17 protein-coding genes are annotated in these 15,712 nt (G+C 70.4%); 7 read left to right on the forward strand and 10 right to left on the reverse strand.

Translation table 11 applies throughout. The annotated features are described in order from the left end of the window. Nucleotides 1–40: 40 nt before the first annotated feature. Nucleotides 41–1,471 carry a pyruvate kinase gene (pyk, locus tag ACIQFZ_RS35765; RefSeq protein ID WP_361417489.1) on the forward strand — a complete coding sequence of 477 codons (1,431 nt, stop codon included), beginning with the start codon at nucleotides 41–43 and terminating at the stop codon, nucleotides 1,469–1,471. 102 nt (nucleotides 1,472–1,573) lie between these two features. Here the strand turns inward: pyk and ACIQFZ_RS35770 are convergent, their stop codons facing one another. The 4 genes from ACIQFZ_RS35770 to ACIQFZ_RS35785 all read right to left on the reverse strand — a co-directional run bounded on the left by ACIQFZ_RS35770 (nucleotide 1,574) and on the right by ACIQFZ_RS35785 (nucleotide 5,981). Continuing rightward, nucleotides 1,574–2,989, reverse strand: a complete 1,416-nt coding sequence (locus ACIQFZ_RS35770) for a hypothetical protein (RefSeq protein WP_402693188.1) — start codon at nucleotides 2,987–2,989, stop codon at nucleotides 1,574–1,576. Beyond that, nucleotides 2,979–3,590 (reverse strand): DUF6114 domain-containing protein, encoded by a 612-nt coding sequence (locus ACIQFZ_RS35775; protein ID WP_383059728.1) that lies wholly within the window; start codon nucleotides 3,588–3,590, stop codon nucleotides 2,979–2,981. Before ACIQFZ_RS35775 ends, ACIQFZ_RS35770 begins: the two co-directional genes overlap by 11 nt. Nucleotides 3,591–3,721: 131 nt before the next feature. Next, nucleotides 3,722–4,363, reverse strand: a complete 642-nt coding sequence (locus ACIQFZ_RS35780) for a DUF6230 family protein (RefSeq protein WP_365426222.1) — start codon at nucleotides 4,361–4,363, stop codon at nucleotides 3,722–3,724. 646 nt (nucleotides 4,364–5,009) lie between these two features. Continuing rightward, nucleotides 5,010–5,981 (reverse strand): tetratricopeptide repeat protein, encoded by a 972-nt coding sequence (locus ACIQFZ_RS35785; RefSeq protein WP_365426225.1) that lies wholly within the window; start codon nucleotides 5,979–5,981, stop codon nucleotides 5,010–5,012. A 238-nt stretch (nucleotides 5,982–6,219) separates the two neighbouring features. On the opposite strand from ACIQFZ_RS35785, the gene ACIQFZ_RS35790 reads away from it, so the two are divergent. Further along, on the forward strand, nucleotides 6,220–6,837 hold the full coding sequence (locus tag ACIQFZ_RS35790; RefSeq protein WP_402693189.1) for a TetR/AcrR family transcriptional regulator: 618 nt from the start codon (nucleotides 6,220–6,222) through the stop codon (nucleotides 6,835–6,837). Nucleotides 6,838–6,879: 42 nt separating this feature from the next. Here ACIQFZ_RS35790 and ACIQFZ_RS35795 read toward each other — a convergent pair whose 3' ends face one another. From ACIQFZ_RS35795 to ACIQFZ_RS35810, 4 genes are all read right to left on the reverse strand, one after another. Further along, on the reverse strand, nucleotides 6,880–8,580 hold the full coding sequence (locus ACIQFZ_RS35795) for a methylmalonyl-CoA mutase (protein WP_402693190.1): 1,701 nt from the start codon (nucleotides 8,578–8,580) through the stop codon (nucleotides 6,880–6,882). 79 nt (nucleotides 8,581–8,659) lie between these two features. After that, nucleotides 8,660–9,001 carry a DUF3817 domain-containing protein gene (locus tag ACIQFZ_RS35800; RefSeq protein ID WP_365426231.1) on the reverse strand — a complete coding sequence of 114 codons (342 nt, stop codon included), beginning with the start codon at nucleotides 8,999–9,001 and terminating at the stop codon, nucleotides 8,660–8,662. A gap of 126 nt (nucleotides 9,002–9,127) precedes the next feature. Beyond that, on the reverse strand, nucleotides 9,128–9,637 hold the full coding sequence (locus tag ACIQFZ_RS35805) for a MarR family winged helix-turn-helix transcriptional regulator (protein WP_402693191.1): 510 nt from the start codon (nucleotides 9,635–9,637) through the stop codon (nucleotides 9,128–9,130). A 44-nt stretch (nucleotides 9,638–9,681) separates the two neighbouring features. Beyond that, complete coding sequence (locus ACIQFZ_RS35810) at nucleotides 9,682–10,956, reverse strand: MFS transporter (RefSeq protein WP_365426237.1); 1,275 nt, start codon at nucleotides 10,954–10,956, stop codon at nucleotides 9,682–9,684. Nucleotides 10,957–11,091: 135 nt separating this feature from the next. Here ACIQFZ_RS35810 and ACIQFZ_RS35815 point away from each other — a divergent pair, with 135 nt between their 5' ends. Further along, a complete protein-coding gene (locus ACIQFZ_RS35815) occupies nucleotides 11,092–12,072 on the forward strand; it encodes a DUF5937 family protein (RefSeq protein WP_365426239.1) in 981 nt (326 codons plus the stop codon). Nucleotides 12,073–12,119: 47 nt separating this feature from the next. Here ACIQFZ_RS35815 and ACIQFZ_RS35820 read toward each other — a convergent pair whose 3' ends face one another. Both ACIQFZ_RS35820 and ACIQFZ_RS35825 read right to left on the reverse strand, forming a co-directional pair. Further along, a complete protein-coding gene (locus tag ACIQFZ_RS35820; protein ID WP_361417459.1) occupies nucleotides 12,120–12,431 on the reverse strand; it encodes an MTH1187 family thiamine-binding protein in 312 nt (103 codons plus the stop codon). Further along, nucleotides 12,428–12,772: a DUF3817 domain-containing protein gene (locus ACIQFZ_RS35825; protein WP_225075616.1), complete on the reverse strand. Its 345-nt coding sequence runs from the start codon at nucleotides 12,770–12,772 to the stop codon at nucleotides 12,428–12,430. The genes ACIQFZ_RS35820 and ACIQFZ_RS35825 overlap by 4 nt, the downstream gene beginning before the upstream one ends. A 217-nt stretch (nucleotides 12,773–12,989) precedes the next feature. Between ACIQFZ_RS35825 and ACIQFZ_RS35830 the strand changes: the two genes are divergently transcribed. The 4 genes from ACIQFZ_RS35830 to ACIQFZ_RS35845 all read left to right on the forward strand — a co-directional run bounded on the left by ACIQFZ_RS35830 (nucleotide 12,990) and on the right by ACIQFZ_RS35845 (nucleotide 15,643). Continuing rightward, complete coding sequence (locus tag ACIQFZ_RS35830; RefSeq protein ID WP_365426246.1) at nucleotides 12,990–13,622, forward strand: AIM24 family protein; 633 nt, start codon at nucleotides 12,990–12,992, stop codon at nucleotides 13,620–13,622. A gap of 1 nt (nucleotide 13,623) precedes the next feature. After that, complete coding sequence (locus ACIQFZ_RS35835; protein ID WP_361417453.1) at nucleotides 13,624–14,274, forward strand: AIM24 family protein; 651 nt, start codon at nucleotides 13,624–13,626, stop codon at nucleotides 14,272–14,274. Next, nucleotides 14,271–15,074: an AIM24 family protein gene (locus ACIQFZ_RS35840; protein ID WP_365426252.1), complete on the forward strand. Its 804-nt coding sequence runs from the start codon at nucleotides 14,271–14,273 to the stop codon at nucleotides 15,072–15,074. The genes ACIQFZ_RS35835 and ACIQFZ_RS35840 overlap by 4 nt, the downstream gene beginning before the upstream one ends. Before the next feature lie 92 nt (nucleotides 15,075–15,166). Further along, nucleotides 15,167–15,643 carry a MarR family transcriptional regulator gene (locus ACIQFZ_RS35845; protein ID WP_361417447.1) on the forward strand — a complete coding sequence of 159 codons (477 nt, stop codon included), beginning with the start codon at nucleotides 15,167–15,169 and terminating at the stop codon, nucleotides 15,641–15,643. The last annotated feature ends 69 nt before the right edge of the window (nucleotides 15,644–15,712 follow it).

The following is a 15,712-nucleotide window of genomic DNA, read 5'->3' on the forward strand; positions in this document are numbered from 1 at the left end:
CGGAATATTCCGGAGCGAAACAAACCGATAGGATCGCCCCATGCGCCGTTCGAAAATCGTCTGTACTCTCGGCCCAGCGGTCGACTCCCACGAGATGCTCGTCGCCATGATCGAGGCGGGCATGAATGTGGCCCGTTTCAACTTCAGCCACGGAACGCACGCCGAGCACCAGGCACGGTACGACCGTGTCCGCGCCGCGGCCAAGGAGACCGGCCGGGCCATCGCCGTCCTCGCCGACCTCCAGGGCCCGAAGATCCGGCTGGAGACCTTCGCCGAGGGGCCGGTGGAGCTCGAGCGGGGTGACGAGTTCACCATCACCACCGAGGACGTCCCGGGCGACAAGCACATCTGCGGTACGACGTACAAGGGGCTGCCGGCCGACGTCTCGCGCGGCGACCAGGTCCTCATCAACGACGGCAACGTCGAGCTGAAGGTCCTGGACGTCGAGGGCCCGCGGGTGAAGACGATCGTCATCGAGGGCGGCGTCATCTCCGACCACAAGGGCATCAATCTGCCCGGCGCCGCGGTGAACGTGCCCGCGCTGTCCGAGAAGGACGTGGAGGACCTGCGGTTCGCGCTGCGCATGGGCTGCGACATGGTCGCCCTGTCCTTCGTCCGCGACGCCAAGGACATCTCCGACGTCCACCGGGTCATGGACGAGGAGGGCCGCCGCGTCCCCGTCATCGCCAAGGTGGAGAAGCCGCAGGCGGTGGAGAACATGCAGGACGTCGTGATGGCGTTCGACGGCGTGATGGTGGCCCGCGGCGACCTGGCCGTCGAGTACCCGCTCGAGAAGGTCCCGATGGTGCAGAAGCGCCTGATCGAGCTGTGCCGGCGCAACGCCAAGCCGGTGATCGTGGCGACCCAGATGATGGAGTCGATGATCACCAACTCCCGTCCGACCCGCGCCGAGGCCTCCGACGTGGCCAACGCGATCCTGGACGGGGCCGACGCGGTCATGCTGTCGGCCGAGTCGAGTGTGGGCGCCTACCCGGTCGAGACCGTCAAGACGATGTCGAAGATCGTCAAGGCGGCGGAGGAGGAGCTGCTCGCCAAGGGCCTGCAACCGCTGGTGCCGGGCAAGAAGCCGCGCACACAGGGCGGTTCGGTGGCCCGCGCCGCCTGCGAGATCGCCGACTTCCTGGGCGCCAAGGGCCTGGTGGGCTTCACCCAGTCCGGCGACACCGCGCGCCGGCTGTCCCGCTACCGCGCCTGCCAGCCGATCCTGGCGTTCACCACCGACGAGTCCACCCGCAACCAGCTGGCGCTCAGCTGGGGTGTGGAGCCGCACGTGGTGCCGTTCGTCAACAGCACCGACGAGATGGTCGACCTGGTCGACCAGGAGCTGGTCAAGCTCAACCGCTTCGCCCCCGGCGACACGGTCATCATCACCGCCGGCTCGCCCCCCGGCGTCCCCGGCACCACCAACATGGTCCGCGTCCACCACCTGGGCGGCGGCTCGCGCGACTGAGCCTGACCAGCACACGGTCGATCGGCACACCACTGAGGGCGCCCCCTGCGAACAGGGGGCGCCCTCAGTGGTGTCGCGGCTCCCGGACGGGCCTTTGGCCGGTCAGTCGGTGGTGTACACGTGCATTCCGGGGACGTGCAGGTTGCCGCCGAACTGGGCCGCCTGGACCACTTCGACCTTGGTGAAGTAGATCAGCGGGAGGTTCAGCGGCGGAGGGTTGTCCGGGCTGAAGCAGACGTGGATCAGCCCGAACAGGTTGCCGCAGATGCTCTGGGTGTACATCACCGTGTCGCCACCGCGGATCGTGGACGTCGAGCCCTTGGCGGCCTGCACGTGGTAGGTCTTGCCGGCCTGCTTGTCCTTCACCGTCTGGTGCAGGTCGCCGATGTCGGTGCCATCCGAAATGACGTACTTCAGCACCTTCTTGACGTGTCCGCCGGCCGTGCGCACCTCCACGATGCCCTGGTAGTCGGCACCCTTCAGCAGCAGCGAACTGGCGTTCAGGTACCAGGGGTCGTCGGCCAGCAGCACCTTGTTGTCCACGCCGCCCACGGCGTCGGTGGCGGCCGGGCAGTTCTCCGGGTCCGTCGTGGAACTCGCCGACGGGCTCGGCGAGGCCGTCGCCGCGTCGGCCGCCTCACCGGCCGCGTTGCCGGCTGTGTCCTTGACGCCCTCGACGGCCTTCCCGGCCTCCTCCACCGTCTTGGAGACCGTGCCGGTCGCGTCCTTCACGGTGTCCTTGACCGTGTCGGTGACCTTCTCGGCGGTGTCCTTGACCGTGCCTGCAGCGCCGTCGACGGCGTCCCCGGCCCCGCCCGCCGAAGGCGTGGCGGAGGCGGACGGCGCGGCCGCGGAGTCGGCGGCGTCCCCGGCCCCGGAGCTCTGCTTGCCGCCGGTGAGGACGCCTCCGAGCGCGTCACCGATGGTCCCCAGCAGGCCGTCGCCGCCCGCGGGCGCCGACGGGGCCGCCGTGGCGGCGCCTCCCGTGCCCGAACCGCCCTGCTTGCTCTGCGAGGCGGTGGGGTCGGGCTTGGGCGCGGCCTTGTCACCGGAAGCCGGATCAGGCGAGGGGGACGTGTGCGAGGAGCCCTCGTCTCCCTTGCCGTCCTGGTCCGCCTGGCCGTTCTGGTCCGCCGGGCCCGTGGACGACGTGGCCGAGGGGGCCGGCTGCGCGGTGGCGTCCTCGGCGGGGTCTTCGGCGCCCGCGGAGGCGGACGGCGCCGGCGAGGCCGGAGCCTTGTCCTGGGAGCCGTCCAGCGCCGCGACACAGTCCTTGTACTCGTCGGCCGTCAGGCTCTTGGCGGACGGCGTCGTCGCGTTGTTGTCGGCGACGGCGTGGGTCGATGTGAAGCCCATCCCCATGAGGACCGCCGTCGGCATCGCCGCCATGGCTATCGCCTTGCCGGCCGGCATGTGGAACCTGGTGAACAGCGGCTTCTTGGGTGCCGCGTGACGCGGCCCGGTTCTCACGCGGGACACCTCCACTCCCGTCCCGTGAGTCACCTCGTCAGCCGGCACTTTGCCTCCCGTTCGCCCCGTTGGCCGGGCTCGTTCCTGACAGGTCGTTCTCCCCCAGTGCCTTGAAAGCCTGGGAGGTGCCCCCATCGCTCATCGGGTCCATCGCAGGGCCGGACGGCACCGGGCCGTCCACCACCGGGCCGGGCGCGGCCTCCGGGGCACCGCCCCGTACCGGGCCGGCCCGCTCGGCGTCCTCCCGCGAGGGCGGTGCTCCCTCCGCCCACGCCACGGCCATCGCGCCGCCGATGAGCGCGAGCAGGAAGCCCATGACGAAGCCGCCGAAGTTGGACACGGGGATGGACACCAGCGCCAGCAGGATCGCCGCGACACCCGCGAACACCCGGATGTGCTTCTGGAACCAGAGGCTGACGCCGAGGACGACGAGCAGCACGCCGATGATCAGGGAACCGGCTCCCGCGGTCGTCGCCATCGCCAGCGTCAGATGACCGAGCTGGAGGTGGGCGTACGGGAAGTACATGATCGGAAAGCCGCCGAGCAGGACGAACAGGCCGGCCCAGAACGGACGTGTGCCCCGCCAGGCGCGGAACTGCAGCCTCCGGCGGGTGAACTGGCCGGTTACGGCAGGAGTCTCGGCGCTCATGGAAAACAGCTCCCTGGTGCGGCGTTGCTGTGATGAGGGTGGTGCTTGGTCGGTGTGGGGGGTGTGTGAAGAGCGGGTGGAAGGTGGAACGGGCGGGGGCGCCGTCGGCTCCCCCGCCCGTTCCCGAGTGCCTAGTAGCACTCCTTGGTACCCGTCGCCAGCGACATGCTGAGCCCGCTGAGCTTGAAGGTTCCGGCGGTCGTCGCCCACGCTGTCTGCTTCACGCCGGTCAGCGTGGCCGAGTCGGCCTGCTGGGCGAACCCGAAGGGGCTCGTCTGCTTGTTCGCGACCTCGCCCGGCTTGATGCCCGGACCCTTGCTGGCGGCCCCGGCCGCAACACCGATGTCGATGTTGGTGAACGTGGCGTCGGCCTTGAGGTCGGCGACGTCGATGTAGAGGTTCTCGGCCTCGACCGGCGTCCTGCCGCCACCCGCCTTCAGCAGCAGGCTCACGTTGCCGAAGGGCGTCGGAGTGACGACCGACTGGCACAGGTTGTTGATCGTGGCCGTCCTGAACGCCGAGACCGCGACCGGGTGGTGCTCGTCCTTGCTGCCGTCGAGGCTCTTCCCCGAGTCGATCGCGCCGTACTGGGCGAACCCCTTGCCCTCCAGCCGGTCGGCCGTCACCTTGAACGACTGACCCGACACGCTGAACGACGCGGCGAGGGCACCCTGAGCCAGGGCCACGCCTATCGCCGCCGTCGCGGCAACGCTGGGCACCATGACCACAGCGAACCGCTTCCATCTGGTCCCGCCACGCAGTTGGGACTCCATTTTTCCTCCTTCTCGGACGTACATCTCCTGGCCCGGCTCACCACCGGCCGGCGGTTCGGCCGGGCAGGGATGGGAGAAGTGCTACGTCCTCGGGAAGGAGAGCGCCCGCGCTCGGTGGCGCCAACCGCGCCCGAATCACCGGCGATCACCCCCGAGCGACAACCACTGGTCGCGCCTGACACGCATCACGCACAACCTTGCTGGACAGGCTTCGCCAGCAGGCGAAGACCCCCCTGCCCCAAGGGACGGCGCCACTGCCGCCGGCCCTGCTCGGTGGGGCCCCAGACACCCCATGACCCGACCGGCTGCCGGGGTACGGGGATGGACCGAGCGTCGCCGATCGTGGTGCATTCTCGCCGCCCGCACAAGGGGGGTCGTTACTCACTAGTAACGGCTGGATAACCGGGACACGACTCACCGGTTCCGAACGGCGACACTCGGTGGTAACAAAGGGCAGAACAAAACGGTTCACCCCCGGACGGAACCGGGCGGAACCACACCCCCGATTTACTGCCAGTAACAGCGGCCGCGATTACCAAGTTTTGGTAAAGCGCGGCCGCACTGACGGCTCCCGGGCCAATCTTTCACTCGGGCATCACATGCCGTGGTGTTTAACGACTGGTCAGAACAAGAGGGTTGGCCCGGATCAGAACAGCGCCCGCGCCAACGCCCGGCGCGCCCCCGCCACTCGCGGGTCCTCGGCGCCGACGACCTCGAAGAGCTCCAGCAGCCTCAGCCGCACCGCGTCCCGGTCCTCGCCTGCGGTACGTCGCACGGTGTCGATGAGCCGGCTGAACGCGTCCTCCACGTGACCGCCCACCAGATCCAGGTCGGCGGCGGCGATCTGCGCCTGCACGTCGGCGGGCTTCCCGGCCGCCTCCTCGCGCACCCGCTGCGGGTCGAGGCCCTGCACACGCTGAAGCAACTCCGCCTGCGCCAGGCCGAGTTTGGCCTCCGGGTTGCCCGGATCGTCGGCCAGCACGTTCTTGTACGCCTGGACCGCGCCGCCCAGGTCGCCGGCGTCCAGGGCCTGCGAGGCCGCGTTCAGCAGCGCCTCGTACGGGCCGACCGGGGCCTGCTGAACCGTCTGTGTGCCCGCCTCGGCGTCCGGGTCGACGGTCAGGCCGGTCAGTCCGAACCGCTGCTCGGCGACCTGCACCAACTGGTCCAGCGTCTCCCGGATCTGCGCCTCGCCCGCCGCCCCCTGGAACAGGGGCAGGGCCTGGCCCGCGACCACCGCGAAGACCGCGGGGATCCCCTGGACGCCGAACTGCTGCATCAGCAACTGGTTGGCGTCGACGTCGATCTTGGCGAGGAGGAAGCGACCGTTGTACTCGACGGCCAGTCGCTCCAGGACCGGGCTCAGCTGCTTGCAGGGCTGACACCACTCGGCCCAGAAGTCGATGACGACGGGCACCTCGGCCGATCGCTGGAGGACATCGTGCTCGAAAGTGGCCTCGTCGACGTCGATGACGAGATCGGCCGGGGAGACCGCCCCCGCGCCGCCCTCCCTGGCCGCTTGGGCGCGCGCCTGCTCCGCCTTCGCCTTGGCCTCCTGGGCCGCCTTCACCGCGGCGAGGTCGACGACTCCGCTCATGGACATGTTCCGTGGCTGCATGCGTCTATCCTCCCCCGTTCTGCCCGCCTGAGTGAAAACCGTCGGGAAAGCCGTACTGCGCCGGGCGCCCGGTCCCCACCTGGCACCCTGTGGTCATCGCTCGGACACGGGCTCGCACCCGCGTTTCGCTACGACCCGTAGCGTAATGGCAGCGGATGCTCGCGCGGAAGCACACCGTGGTGATCTCTCTCACGACCGGACAGGAACCACTCGTTTCCGGTCCGGTTATGGTCAGGGGATGCAGAGCCGCACCCCCGCCGCCCGTGCCGGCCGGCCGCGCAGCGCCGCCGCGGACGCGGCGATCCTCGCCGCCACCCGGGCGGCGCTGGTGGACCTGGGCTGGTCCAGGCTCACCCTGGGGGACGTGGCCACCCGGGCCGGGGTCGCGAAGACGACCCTGTACCGCCGCTGGGCGGGCAAGAACGAACTCGTCGTCGACGCCGTCGCCGAACTCTTCGACGAACTCCGCCTCCCCGACCGCGGCAGCCTCGCCGCCGACATCGAGGGCGTGGTCCTCCAGTTCGCGGCGATCCTGGCCCGGCCCGAGGCCAAGAGCGGACTGATGACCGTGGTCGCCGAGTCGACGCGCGACGAGGCCCTGCGCGAACGCATCCGCACCTCGATCGTGGACCGCCAGAAGCGCCTGGTCCTGGAGGGCCGCGCCCGCGCCCAGACCCGGGGCGAACTCCCCCCGGAACCGGACCCGGAGGAAGCCGCCCGCACGGTCGGCCTGATCTTCGACATCGTCGCCGGCGCGGTGGTGCACCGCACCCTGGTCAGCGCCGAACCGGCGGACGAGGAATGGGTGCGCGGCTTCACCCGGGTCCTTCTGACCGGGCTCGCGGCGGACGGCTGACAGGGGCGCCGGGGCGGACGGGCCCGCCCCGGCGCCGGTCCCTCAGAACCCCGCGGGCTCCGTGTACACCCCCCACTCGTCCCGCAGGACCCCGCAGATCTCACCCAGCGTCCCCTCGGCGCGCACGGCGTCGAGCATCGGCTCGATCATGTTGGCGCCGGACCGCGCGGCCGCCAGCATCGCGTCCAGCGCGGAGCGCACGGCACTCTCGTCCCGCCCGGTCTTCCGCTCCCCGAGCACCCTCACCTGCTCCCGTTCCACCTCGTGGCTGACCCGCAGGATCTCCAGGTCGCCGGTGACCGAGCCGGTGTGGACGTTGACGCCGACGACCCTCTTGTCGCCCTTCTCCAGCGCCCGCTGGTAGCGGAAGGCCGACTCCGCGATCTCCCCGGTGAACCACCCGTCCTCGATGCCCCGCAGGATCCCGGACGTGATCGGCCCGATCGGGTGCTGCCCGTCGGGGTGCGCCCGCAGCCCCCGCTCCTTGATCTGCTCGAAGATCTTCTCGGCGTCCGCCTCGATCCGGTCCGTCAGCTGCTCGATGTACCACGAACCGCCCAGCGGGTCGGCCACGTTGGCGACGCCGGTCTCCTCCATCAGCACCTGCTGCGTGCGCAGCGCGATCTCCGCGGCCTGCTCGCTCGGCAGCGCCAGCGTCTCGTCGAGCGCGTTGGTGTGCAGCGAGTTGGTGCCGCCGAGCACCGCCGCGAGCGCCTCCACGGCCGTACGCACGACGTTGTTGTACGGCTGCTGGGCGGTCAGCGAGACCCCGGCGGTCTGCGTGTGGAAGCGCAGCCACTGCGCCTTGTCGGTCTTCGCGCCGTAGACGTCCCGCATCCACCGGGCCCAGATGCGGCGGGCCGCGCGGAACTTGGCGATCTCCTCGAAGAAGTCGAGGTGCGCGTCGAAGAAGAAGGACAGACCGGGCGCGAACACGTCGACGTCGAGACCGCGGCTGAGCCCGAGTTCGACGTACCCGAAGCCGTCCGCCAGCGTGTACGCCAGCTCCTGCGCGGCCGTCGCCCCCGCCTCGCGGATGTGGTAGCCGGAGACGGACAGCGGCTTGTACGCGGGGATCTTGGTGGCGCAGTGCTCCATCAGGTCGCCGATGAGGCGCAGATGGGGCTCGGGCTGGAAGAGCCACTCCTTCTGGGCGATGTACTCCTTGAAGATGTCCGTCTGGAGCGTGCCGTTGAGGACGGAGGCGTCCACGCCCTGCCGCTCCGCGGCGACCAGGTACATGCAGAAGACGGGGACGGCCGGCCCGCTGATCGTCATCGACGTGGTGACGTCACCGAGCGGGATGTCCTTGAACAGCACCTCCATGTCGGCCGCCGAGTCGATGGCCACGCCGCAGTGGCCGACCTCGCCCAGCGAACGCGGGTCGTCGGAGTCACGGCCCATGAGCGTCGGCATGTCGAAGGCGACCGAGAGCCCGCCTCCGCCGTTGCCGAGAATCATCTTGTAGCGCTCGTTGGTCTGCTCGGCGTTGCCGAACCCGGCGAACTGCCGGATCGTCCACGTACGCCCCCGGTAGCCGGTCGGGTACAGGCCGCGGGTGAAGGGGTACTCCCCCGGCCAGCCGATCCGCTCGAATCCCTCGTACGTGTCTCCCGGCCGGGGACCGTACACCGGCTCCACGGGGTCGCCGGAGAGCGTGGTGAAGTCCGCCTCGCGCTTGCGTGCGGTGTCGTACCGGGCCTGCCAGCGGCGGCGGCCCTCCTCGATGGCGTCAGCGTCCATACCCTCGAATTTACTAGGACGTCCAAGTAAATGTCGACGGCTGACCGCCGTACGGGTTCCGCACGGCGGTGGCGCGTGCTTACGCCTCGGCGACCGCGGGGGCCTCGTCCTGCGCGAGCTTGGACTCCAGCTCCTGGCTGACCTTGCGCTCCACGAAGAACGCGGCGGTCGGGATGGTCCCCGCGAGGAGCACCCACAGCTGCTTGGCGACCGGCCACTTGGCCTTGGAGCCCAGGTCGAAGGCGAACACCAGGTACACGACGTACAGCCAGCCGTGCGCGATGCCGACGACGCTCGTGAAGCCCGCCGCGCCGTTCATGTGGAGCAGGTACTTGGCGATCACGCCGAGAGTCAGCAGGACCAGCAGCACACCGGTGACGTAGGCCATGACGCGGTAGCGGGTCAGCACGCTTCGTTTCATGAGGACGAGCGTAACCACCCGTTCCGGGAGATCTTGCCCCGGGTGGCCCTGCCGCGGCGGTCCGTGCCCCGGCCCCTCGGTCCCCGTGGAAGCCGTGCGCGTCAGTCCTCGTGGAAGCCGTGCGCGTCAGTCCTCGTGGAAGTCGTGCGCGGCGATCCGCAGCGGCCGCAGCATCGCGAAGATCTCGCCGCACTCGTCGGCGTCGTAGGCCCCGAGGCCGAACTCCATCGCCATCAGGTCGCGGGTGGCGGCATCGACCACCTCGCGGCCATTGTCGGTGATGACGGCGAGCGTGCCGCGCCCGTCGTTGGGGTTGGGGCGCCTGGCGACGAGACCGGATCTGACCAGCCGGTCCACGGTGTTCGTCACGGACGTGGGGTGCACCATCAGACGCTCGCCGATCTTGGACATCGGCAGTTCGCCGGCCTTCGAGAAGGTGAGCAGCACCAGGGCCTCGTAGCGCGCGAAGGTCAGCCCGTACGGCTTGACCACCGCGTCGACCTCGGCCAGCAGGATCTGGTGGGCGCGCATGATCGAGGTGATCGCGGCCATGGACGGCACGCTTCCCCAGCGCTGCTTCCAGAGCTCGTCGGCACGGGCGATGGGGTCGAAAGGGAGACTGAGGGGCTTCGGCACGTCACCAGACCCTACCGGTCGGTCATATCCGGCTCAGCCCCGTCTCAGCTTTCGGTCCGGCGGGCGGCCACCGCCAGCCCCACGCAGCACACCGTCCCCAGTACCCCGGCCCCCGCGACCGTCGCCGCCACCCCGGCGAACTCCGCCGCGACGCCGGCCAGCGCCATGCCCAGGCCCTGGATCGTCATGAGTCCGGCGGTCATCAGGGTCATCGCCCGGCCGCGCAGTTCCTCGGGCACCGCCCGCACGAACCACTGGTCCAGGCCCAGTGTGTACGCCGCCCCGGTGCCCGAGAGCACGAGCAGGAGAAGGGAGACGGCGAGACCGGGGTGCAGGGCGTAGCCGACGTAGGGCAGCAGGGTCAGGCAGACCAGCGGCAGGGCGATCCGCTCGCGGACGGCGGGCCGCAGCCGGGAGCCGGCGTACACCTCACTCGCGATCGTGCCGACGGGCAGCCCGCACATCAGCAGACCCAGACCGATGGAGCCGGCGCCGAGCGCGTCGGCGTACGGGGCCGTCAGGGCCTCCGGCACGACCGCGAACATCGGCGGCACCCAGAACAGCAGGAGCAGTACGCGGACCCGGCGGTCGGCGAGCAGCTCCCGGGCACCGCGCAGCGAGTCGCCCACCAGGGCGCCGGACTGCCCGGTCCTGGCGGGACGGTGCCGGGTGCCGAGGCGGAGCAGGACGGCGGAGGCGAGGAAGGTGCCGACGGTGATCAGCAGAGCGTGCCGGGGGCTGATCACGGTGAGCAGCAGGCCGCCGAGGCCGAAGCCGACGAGCAGCGCGCTCTGCGAGACGATCCGCAGCAGGGAGCGGCCGAGGACGAACAGCTCGCCGTCCCCGAGGATGTCGGTGAGGCTCGCCATCCGCGTTCCCTGGAACACCGGCGACACGAGGGCGACGGCGCAGCGCAGCGCGAGCAGGACGCCGATGTGGGCCCCTGGCACCACCATCGGCGCCACGCAGGCCGCGCACACCAGGTCGCAGGTGACGAGCACCCGACGGGCCGGGAAGCGGTCGGCGATCCCGCTGAGGAAGGTGCCGCCGATGACGTAGGGCAGCATGCCGAGCGCGAAGGTGAGGGCGCTCATCAGTGGCGAGCCGGTGAGGTCGTAGACGAGGACCGACAGGGCGATCTCGCTGACCATCACGCCGAGCAGGGACAGGGCGTGGGCGGCGAAGACCGCCCGGAACTCGGGTACGGCGAAGACCCGGGCGTAGCCGGCCGCCGGTTCGGGGGCGGGTGCGGGCGCGGGTGGGGGCTCCGGCCGGTCCGGGGCCTGCGGGGTCGGGGTGGGCTCGGGGGCTTGCTGCATGGGCTGCAGCGTGCCGGTGGGAGGGGCGGGCGGCGTAGAGTTTCGGCCACTGCCGAATCTTCGCCCTCTCTCCCTGTCTTTCCTGACCTGTCTTCCCTGTCTTACCTGTCTTCGCCTGTCTTTTCCGGGGGTGCCGTGCCGTTCCGTCTGCACTTCGGGGACGACGACCTCATGCGGTGCCGGTTCGCGGTGTCGCCGCTGTGGGAGACGCAGGAGGCGGTGCGGACGCTGCGGCGGCCGGACCGGCACGGGTACCACCCGCACTGGCTGCGCCGCATCCGGGAGGCCGCACGGGGGCTGGACCTCGCCCCGCTGTGGCTGCTCATGCCCCGGCGCGGGCACAGCCCCGACTTTCTCGGGCCGCCGCCGATCGGACCGGCGGCCGTGTTCGAGGACGAGATCGCCCAGGTGCGGGCGGCGGATCCCGGGGAGGCGCGGGAGGACCTGGCGCGGGCGCTCGCCGATACGCCGGGTGCGCTGGAGTCGTCGCGAGGGCGGGCGATGCTCGCCGATCCGGGGCGGGCGGTGCGGGAGCTGGCCGATCAGCTGGAGGCCGCGTGGCACGCGCTGGTCGAGCCGGAGTGGCCGCGGCTGCGGGCGCTGCTCGAGGCCGATGTGGCCTTCCACTCGCGGCGGCTGGCCGAGGTGGGGCTGGGGGCGCTGCTGCCGGAACTGGACCGGCGGCTGTCCTGGGACGCGCGGACGCTGACGGTCGACTGGCCGGGCGAGCACGGGCGCCACCTCGACGGGCAGGGGCTGGTGCTGATGCCGAGCGTGTTCTCCTGGCCGGACGTGATCAGCGGCTTCGATCCGCCCTGGCAGCCCACGCTGGTGTACCCGGCACGCGGACTGGGCGGTCTGTGGGCACGGCGGGGCGCGGAGGCCGGTGAGGCCCTGGTACGGCTGCTGGGACGCGGAAGGGCCGCGGTACTGGCCGCGCTGACCGATCCGGCGTCGACGACGGCGCTGGCCCACCGTCTGGGCCTGGCCCCGTCGTCGGTGTCGGCGCATCTGACGGTGCTGCGGGACGCGGGCCTGCTCACGTCCCGCCGGTACGGGCACCAGGTGCTCTACGAGCGCACTCCGCTGGGGATGGCGCTGGTCTCGGGCGGGTGAGGCCCGCGCGGCGCGGGACAGGTGTCCCCGGACGCGCCGCCGGGTGTCTACTCCGCTTTCCGGGCCTCTTGGGCGAGGTGCCTCTCGACCCGCTCCACCTTGGCGGTGAGGCCGTCCGTGACACCGGGACGGATGTCCGCCTTGAGGACCAGGGACACACGCGGAGCGCGTGCCTCCACCGCGGCGACGGCTCGCTTGACGACGTCCATGACCTCGTCCCACTCGCCCTCGACGGAGGTGAACATCGCATCGGTGCGGTTGGGCAGGCCGGACTCGCGGACGACCCGGACGGCGTCGGCGACGTACTCCCCCACGTCCTCGCCGACGCCCAGCGGGGTCACGGAAAAGGCGACGATCATGCGTTCACGACCCCTTCGCGGCGGGCGCGGGAGGCGATCACCGCGTCCTCGGCCTCGCGCTTGAGCCTGCGCTCGGCGAAGAAGCCGCCGGTCGGCAGGACCGAGAGGACGAAGTAGAGGGCGGCGGTCCCCACCGACCACTTGGCGCGGTTCCAGGCGTCGGCCCAGAAGATCACGTACAGGATGAACAGGACGCCGTGGATCGCGCCCATCACGGGCACCGCGTTGAAGTCCGTGGTCCGCTTCAGGACCGAGCAGACCAGCAGCAGGAGGAAGGAGACCGCCTCGGGGGCGGAGACCAGGCGGAGGCGGCGGAGGGCGGTGGCGGTCTTGATGTCCACGGGTCACCTTCGGTGGGAGACGGACCGGCGGGCCGCTGAGGTGGTGCCGGCCGGTTTGTGAATGCGAGCACAAACGTTCGTCCATTGTGGCAAACCCGCGGGGCGGGTCCGGTCAGGGGGTGGGCGCGGCCGTCCCGTAAGGGTGTGAATCAGGGTCGTTGTCCCCCCGTGAGCCCTGTCGGCCTCCCCCGTCCGCCGCTACCTTCACTCCGTGGCGATGTTCCGACTTCAAGACAGCAGAGTGCTCGCCGTCGACATGACCGGGGACGCCGTGAAGGCGAAGAACGGCTCGATGGTCGCGTACGACGGGCAGATGGCCTTCAAGAGGCTGACCGGTGGCGGCGAGGGACTGCGCGGCATGGTGACCCGGCGGCTCACCGGCGAGCAGATGACCGTGATGGAGGTGCGGGGGCACGGAACGTGCTGGTTCGCCGATCGGGCGGCCGAGATCAATCTGGTGCAGCTCCAGGGGGACAAGCTGTACGTCGAGTCGAGCAACCTGCTCGCGACGGACGCCGGGCTGCGCACGGGGACGACGTTCACCGGGCTGCGCGGCGCCTCCCAGGGCAACGGGCTGTTCACGACCACGGTCGAGGGACACGGGCAGGCGGCGATCATGTCGGACGGGCCGGCTGTGGTGCTCAGGGTCGGCCCGCAGTACCCGTTGATCGTCGACCCAGGCGCGTACATCGCGCACCAGGGGAACGTCCGGCAGTCCTTCCAGTCCGGGGTGACCTTCCGCACGTTCCTCGGGGAGGGCGGCGGGGAGGCCTTCCAGATCCGGTTCGAGGGGGACGGGCTGGTGTACGTCCAGCCGAGCGAGCGGAACACGATCGCGGGAGACCTGTGAGATGACCTTCCGGGAGATCAACTCGAAAATGGTCGAGGCGACGGTCGTACCCGGCCGACGCCTGTTCAGTCAGCGCGGCGCGATGCTCGCCTACCAGGGTGACGTGGCGTTCACGCCCAACATCCAGGGCGGCCAGGGCGGTCTGATGTCGATGATCGGGCGCCGGGTGGCGGGTGAGGCGACGCCGCTGATGACCGTGGAGGGCAGCGGCACGGTCTTCTTCGGGCACGGCGGCCACCATGTGCACGTGATCGAGATGACGGGCGACACGCTGTACGTGGAGGCGGACCGCCTGCTCGCCTTCGAGGGCACGCTGCAGCAGGGCACGATGTTCATGGGCTCGCAGGGCGGGGTCATGGGCATGGTGCGGGGCCAGGTGACGGGCCAGGGACTGTTCACGACGACCCTCCAGGGACACGGCTCGGTGGCGGTCATGGCGCACGGCGGCGTCTTCGAGGTGCCGATCACCCCGCAACGCCCCGTCCACGTCGACCCGCAGGCCTACGTCGCCCACCACGGCGACGTCCGCAACAAGCTGTCCACCGCGCTGGGCTGGCGCGAGATGGTGGGACGCGGCTCCGGGGAGGGCTTCCAACTGGAGCTGAGCGGCAACGGCACGGTGTACGTCCAGGCGTCGGAGGAGAAGCTGTGAGCGCGTACGGAACGCCCGGCTCCGGGCCGGTGGTCCACGACCCGACGACCCTGCCGGCCGACGACAACGTGAACCCGTACACCTTCTGCGTGGAGCTCAAGGGGAGCCAGTGGTTCCTCCAGAAGGGAAAGATGATCGCCTACTACGGGGCGATCGAGTTCAACGGCATCGGGCACGGCCGGCTGGACCATCTGGTCGGTACGGCCTTTCATTCGCCTCTGCATGCGAGCGACTGGGTGGTGGCCGAGGGTTCGGGCCGGATGCTGCTCGCCGACCGGGCCTTCGATGTCAACTCCTTCGACCTGGACGACGGCAATCTGACCATTCGCTCCGGCAATCTGCTCGCCTTTCAGCCAAGTCTGTCGCTCAAGCAGTCGATCGTGCCCGGCTTCCTCACCCTCATCGGAACCGGAAAGTTCGTGGCCGCGTCCAACGGGCCGGTGGTGTTCATGGAGCCCCCGATCCGGGTGGACCCGCAGGCGCTGGTCGGCTGGGCCGACTGCCCGTCCCCGTGCCATCACTACGACCACGGGTACCTGACCGGCGTACTGGGCGGGCTGCGTTCGATGACGGGCCTCGGGCCGGTCTCCGGGGAGGAGCACCAGTTCGAGTTCGTGGGGGCCGGGACGGTCCTGCTGCAGTCCAGCGAGAGCCTCATGGCCGAACTGGCGGCGGGGGTGCTTCCGGACGAGCCCGGGGTACCCGGAGGGGGAAGGGTGTCCGGAACCCGCGGACAGCAGGGTGGGCAACCGCGCCTTCCCGGACAGCTGGGAGATCTCCAGCGTCGCTTCGGGGTGTGAGCGGTAGCCTGCGGAGTGTGACATCGAACGCGTGCGCGCCGTCACACCGCCCTCACTAGTTCGCCTTTCAACTTCTTAGGTAGACTTCATTCATGGAGACCGAGACGGCCACGCGCTGGCTGACCGATGCGGAGCAGTGCGCCTGGCGCACCCACCTGGAGGTCAACAGGCTGTTGACGTACCAGCTCGAGAAGGACCTGCAGCCGTTCGGCCTGACGATGAACGACTACGAGATCCTGGTGAATCTCTCCGAGTCGGAGGACGTACGGATGCGCATGAGCGACCTCGCGTCCGCCACCCTCCAGTCCAAGAGCCGCCTCTCGCACCAGATCACCCGCATGGAGAACGCGGACCTGGTGCGCCGTGAGAACTGCGAGTCCGACCGCCGGGGCCTGTACGCGGTCCTCACCGAGCACGGCATGGAGACCATGCAGAAGGTCGCGCCGCACCATGTGGCGTCCGTGCGGAGGCACTTCGTCGATCTGGTCGACCACGAGACGCTGATGGAGCTGGACAAGGCCCTGAAGCCGATCGCCCAGCATCTGCGGGGGCAGCGGGGCGGGGCGTAACCACCCCGCGCGGCACCCCCGGCGCGGAGAGAAGGCGGAGAGAAGGCGGAGCCCCCGGGGCTCCGCCTT

The organism is Streptomyces sp. NPDC093064, from assembly GCF_044754605.1.
In the GTDB taxonomy this organism is placed as follows: Bacteria; Actinomycetota; Actinomycetes; order Streptomycetales; family Streptomycetaceae; genus Streptomyces.

Coding starts and splice junctions, on each gene's coding strand:
- pyk (WP_361417489.1), top strand. CDS start 41: ATGCGCCGTTCGAAAATCGTCTGTACTCTCGGCCCAGCGGTCGACTCC.
- ACIQFZ_RS35775 (WP_383059728.1), bottom strand. CDS start 3,590: ATGAGCGCCGAGACTCCTGCCGTAACCGGCCAGTTCACCCGCCGGAGG.
- ACIQFZ_RS35780 (WP_365426222.1), bottom strand. CDS start 4,363: ATGGAGTCCCAACTGCGTGGCGGGACCAGATGGAAGCGGTTCGCTGTG.
- ACIQFZ_RS35785 (WP_365426225.1), bottom strand. CDS start 5,981: ATGCAGCCACGGAACATGTCCATGAGCGGAGTCGTCGACCTCGCCGCG.
- ACIQFZ_RS35790 (WP_402693189.1), top strand. CDS start 6,220: ATGCAGAGCCGCACCCCCGCCGCCCGTGCCGGCCGGCCGCGCAGCGCC.
- ACIQFZ_RS35795 (WP_402693190.1), bottom strand. CDS start 8,580: ATGGACGCTGACGCCATCGAGGAGGGCCGCCGCCGCTGGCAGGCCCGG.
- ACIQFZ_RS35800 (WP_365426231.1), bottom strand. CDS start 9,001: ATGAAACGAAGCGTGCTGACCCGCTACCGCGTCATGGCCTACGTCACC.
- ACIQFZ_RS35810 (WP_365426237.1), bottom strand. CDS start 10,956: ATGCAGCAAGCCCCCGAGCCCACCCCGACCCCGCAGGCCCCGGACCGG.
- ACIQFZ_RS35820 (WP_361417459.1), bottom strand. CDS start 12,431: ATGATCGTCGCCTTTTCCGTGACCCCGCTGGGCGTCGGCGAGGACGTG.
- ACIQFZ_RS35830 (WP_365426246.1), top strand. CDS start 12,990: ATGTTCCGACTTCAAGACAGCAGAGTGCTCGCCGTCGACATGACCGGG.
- ACIQFZ_RS35835 (WP_361417453.1), top strand. CDS start 13,624: ATGACCTTCCGGGAGATCAACTCGAAAATGGTCGAGGCGACGGTCGTA.
- ACIQFZ_RS35845 (WP_361417447.1), top strand. CDS start 15,167: ATGGAGACCGAGACGGCCACGCGCTGGCTGACCGATGCGGAGCAGTGC.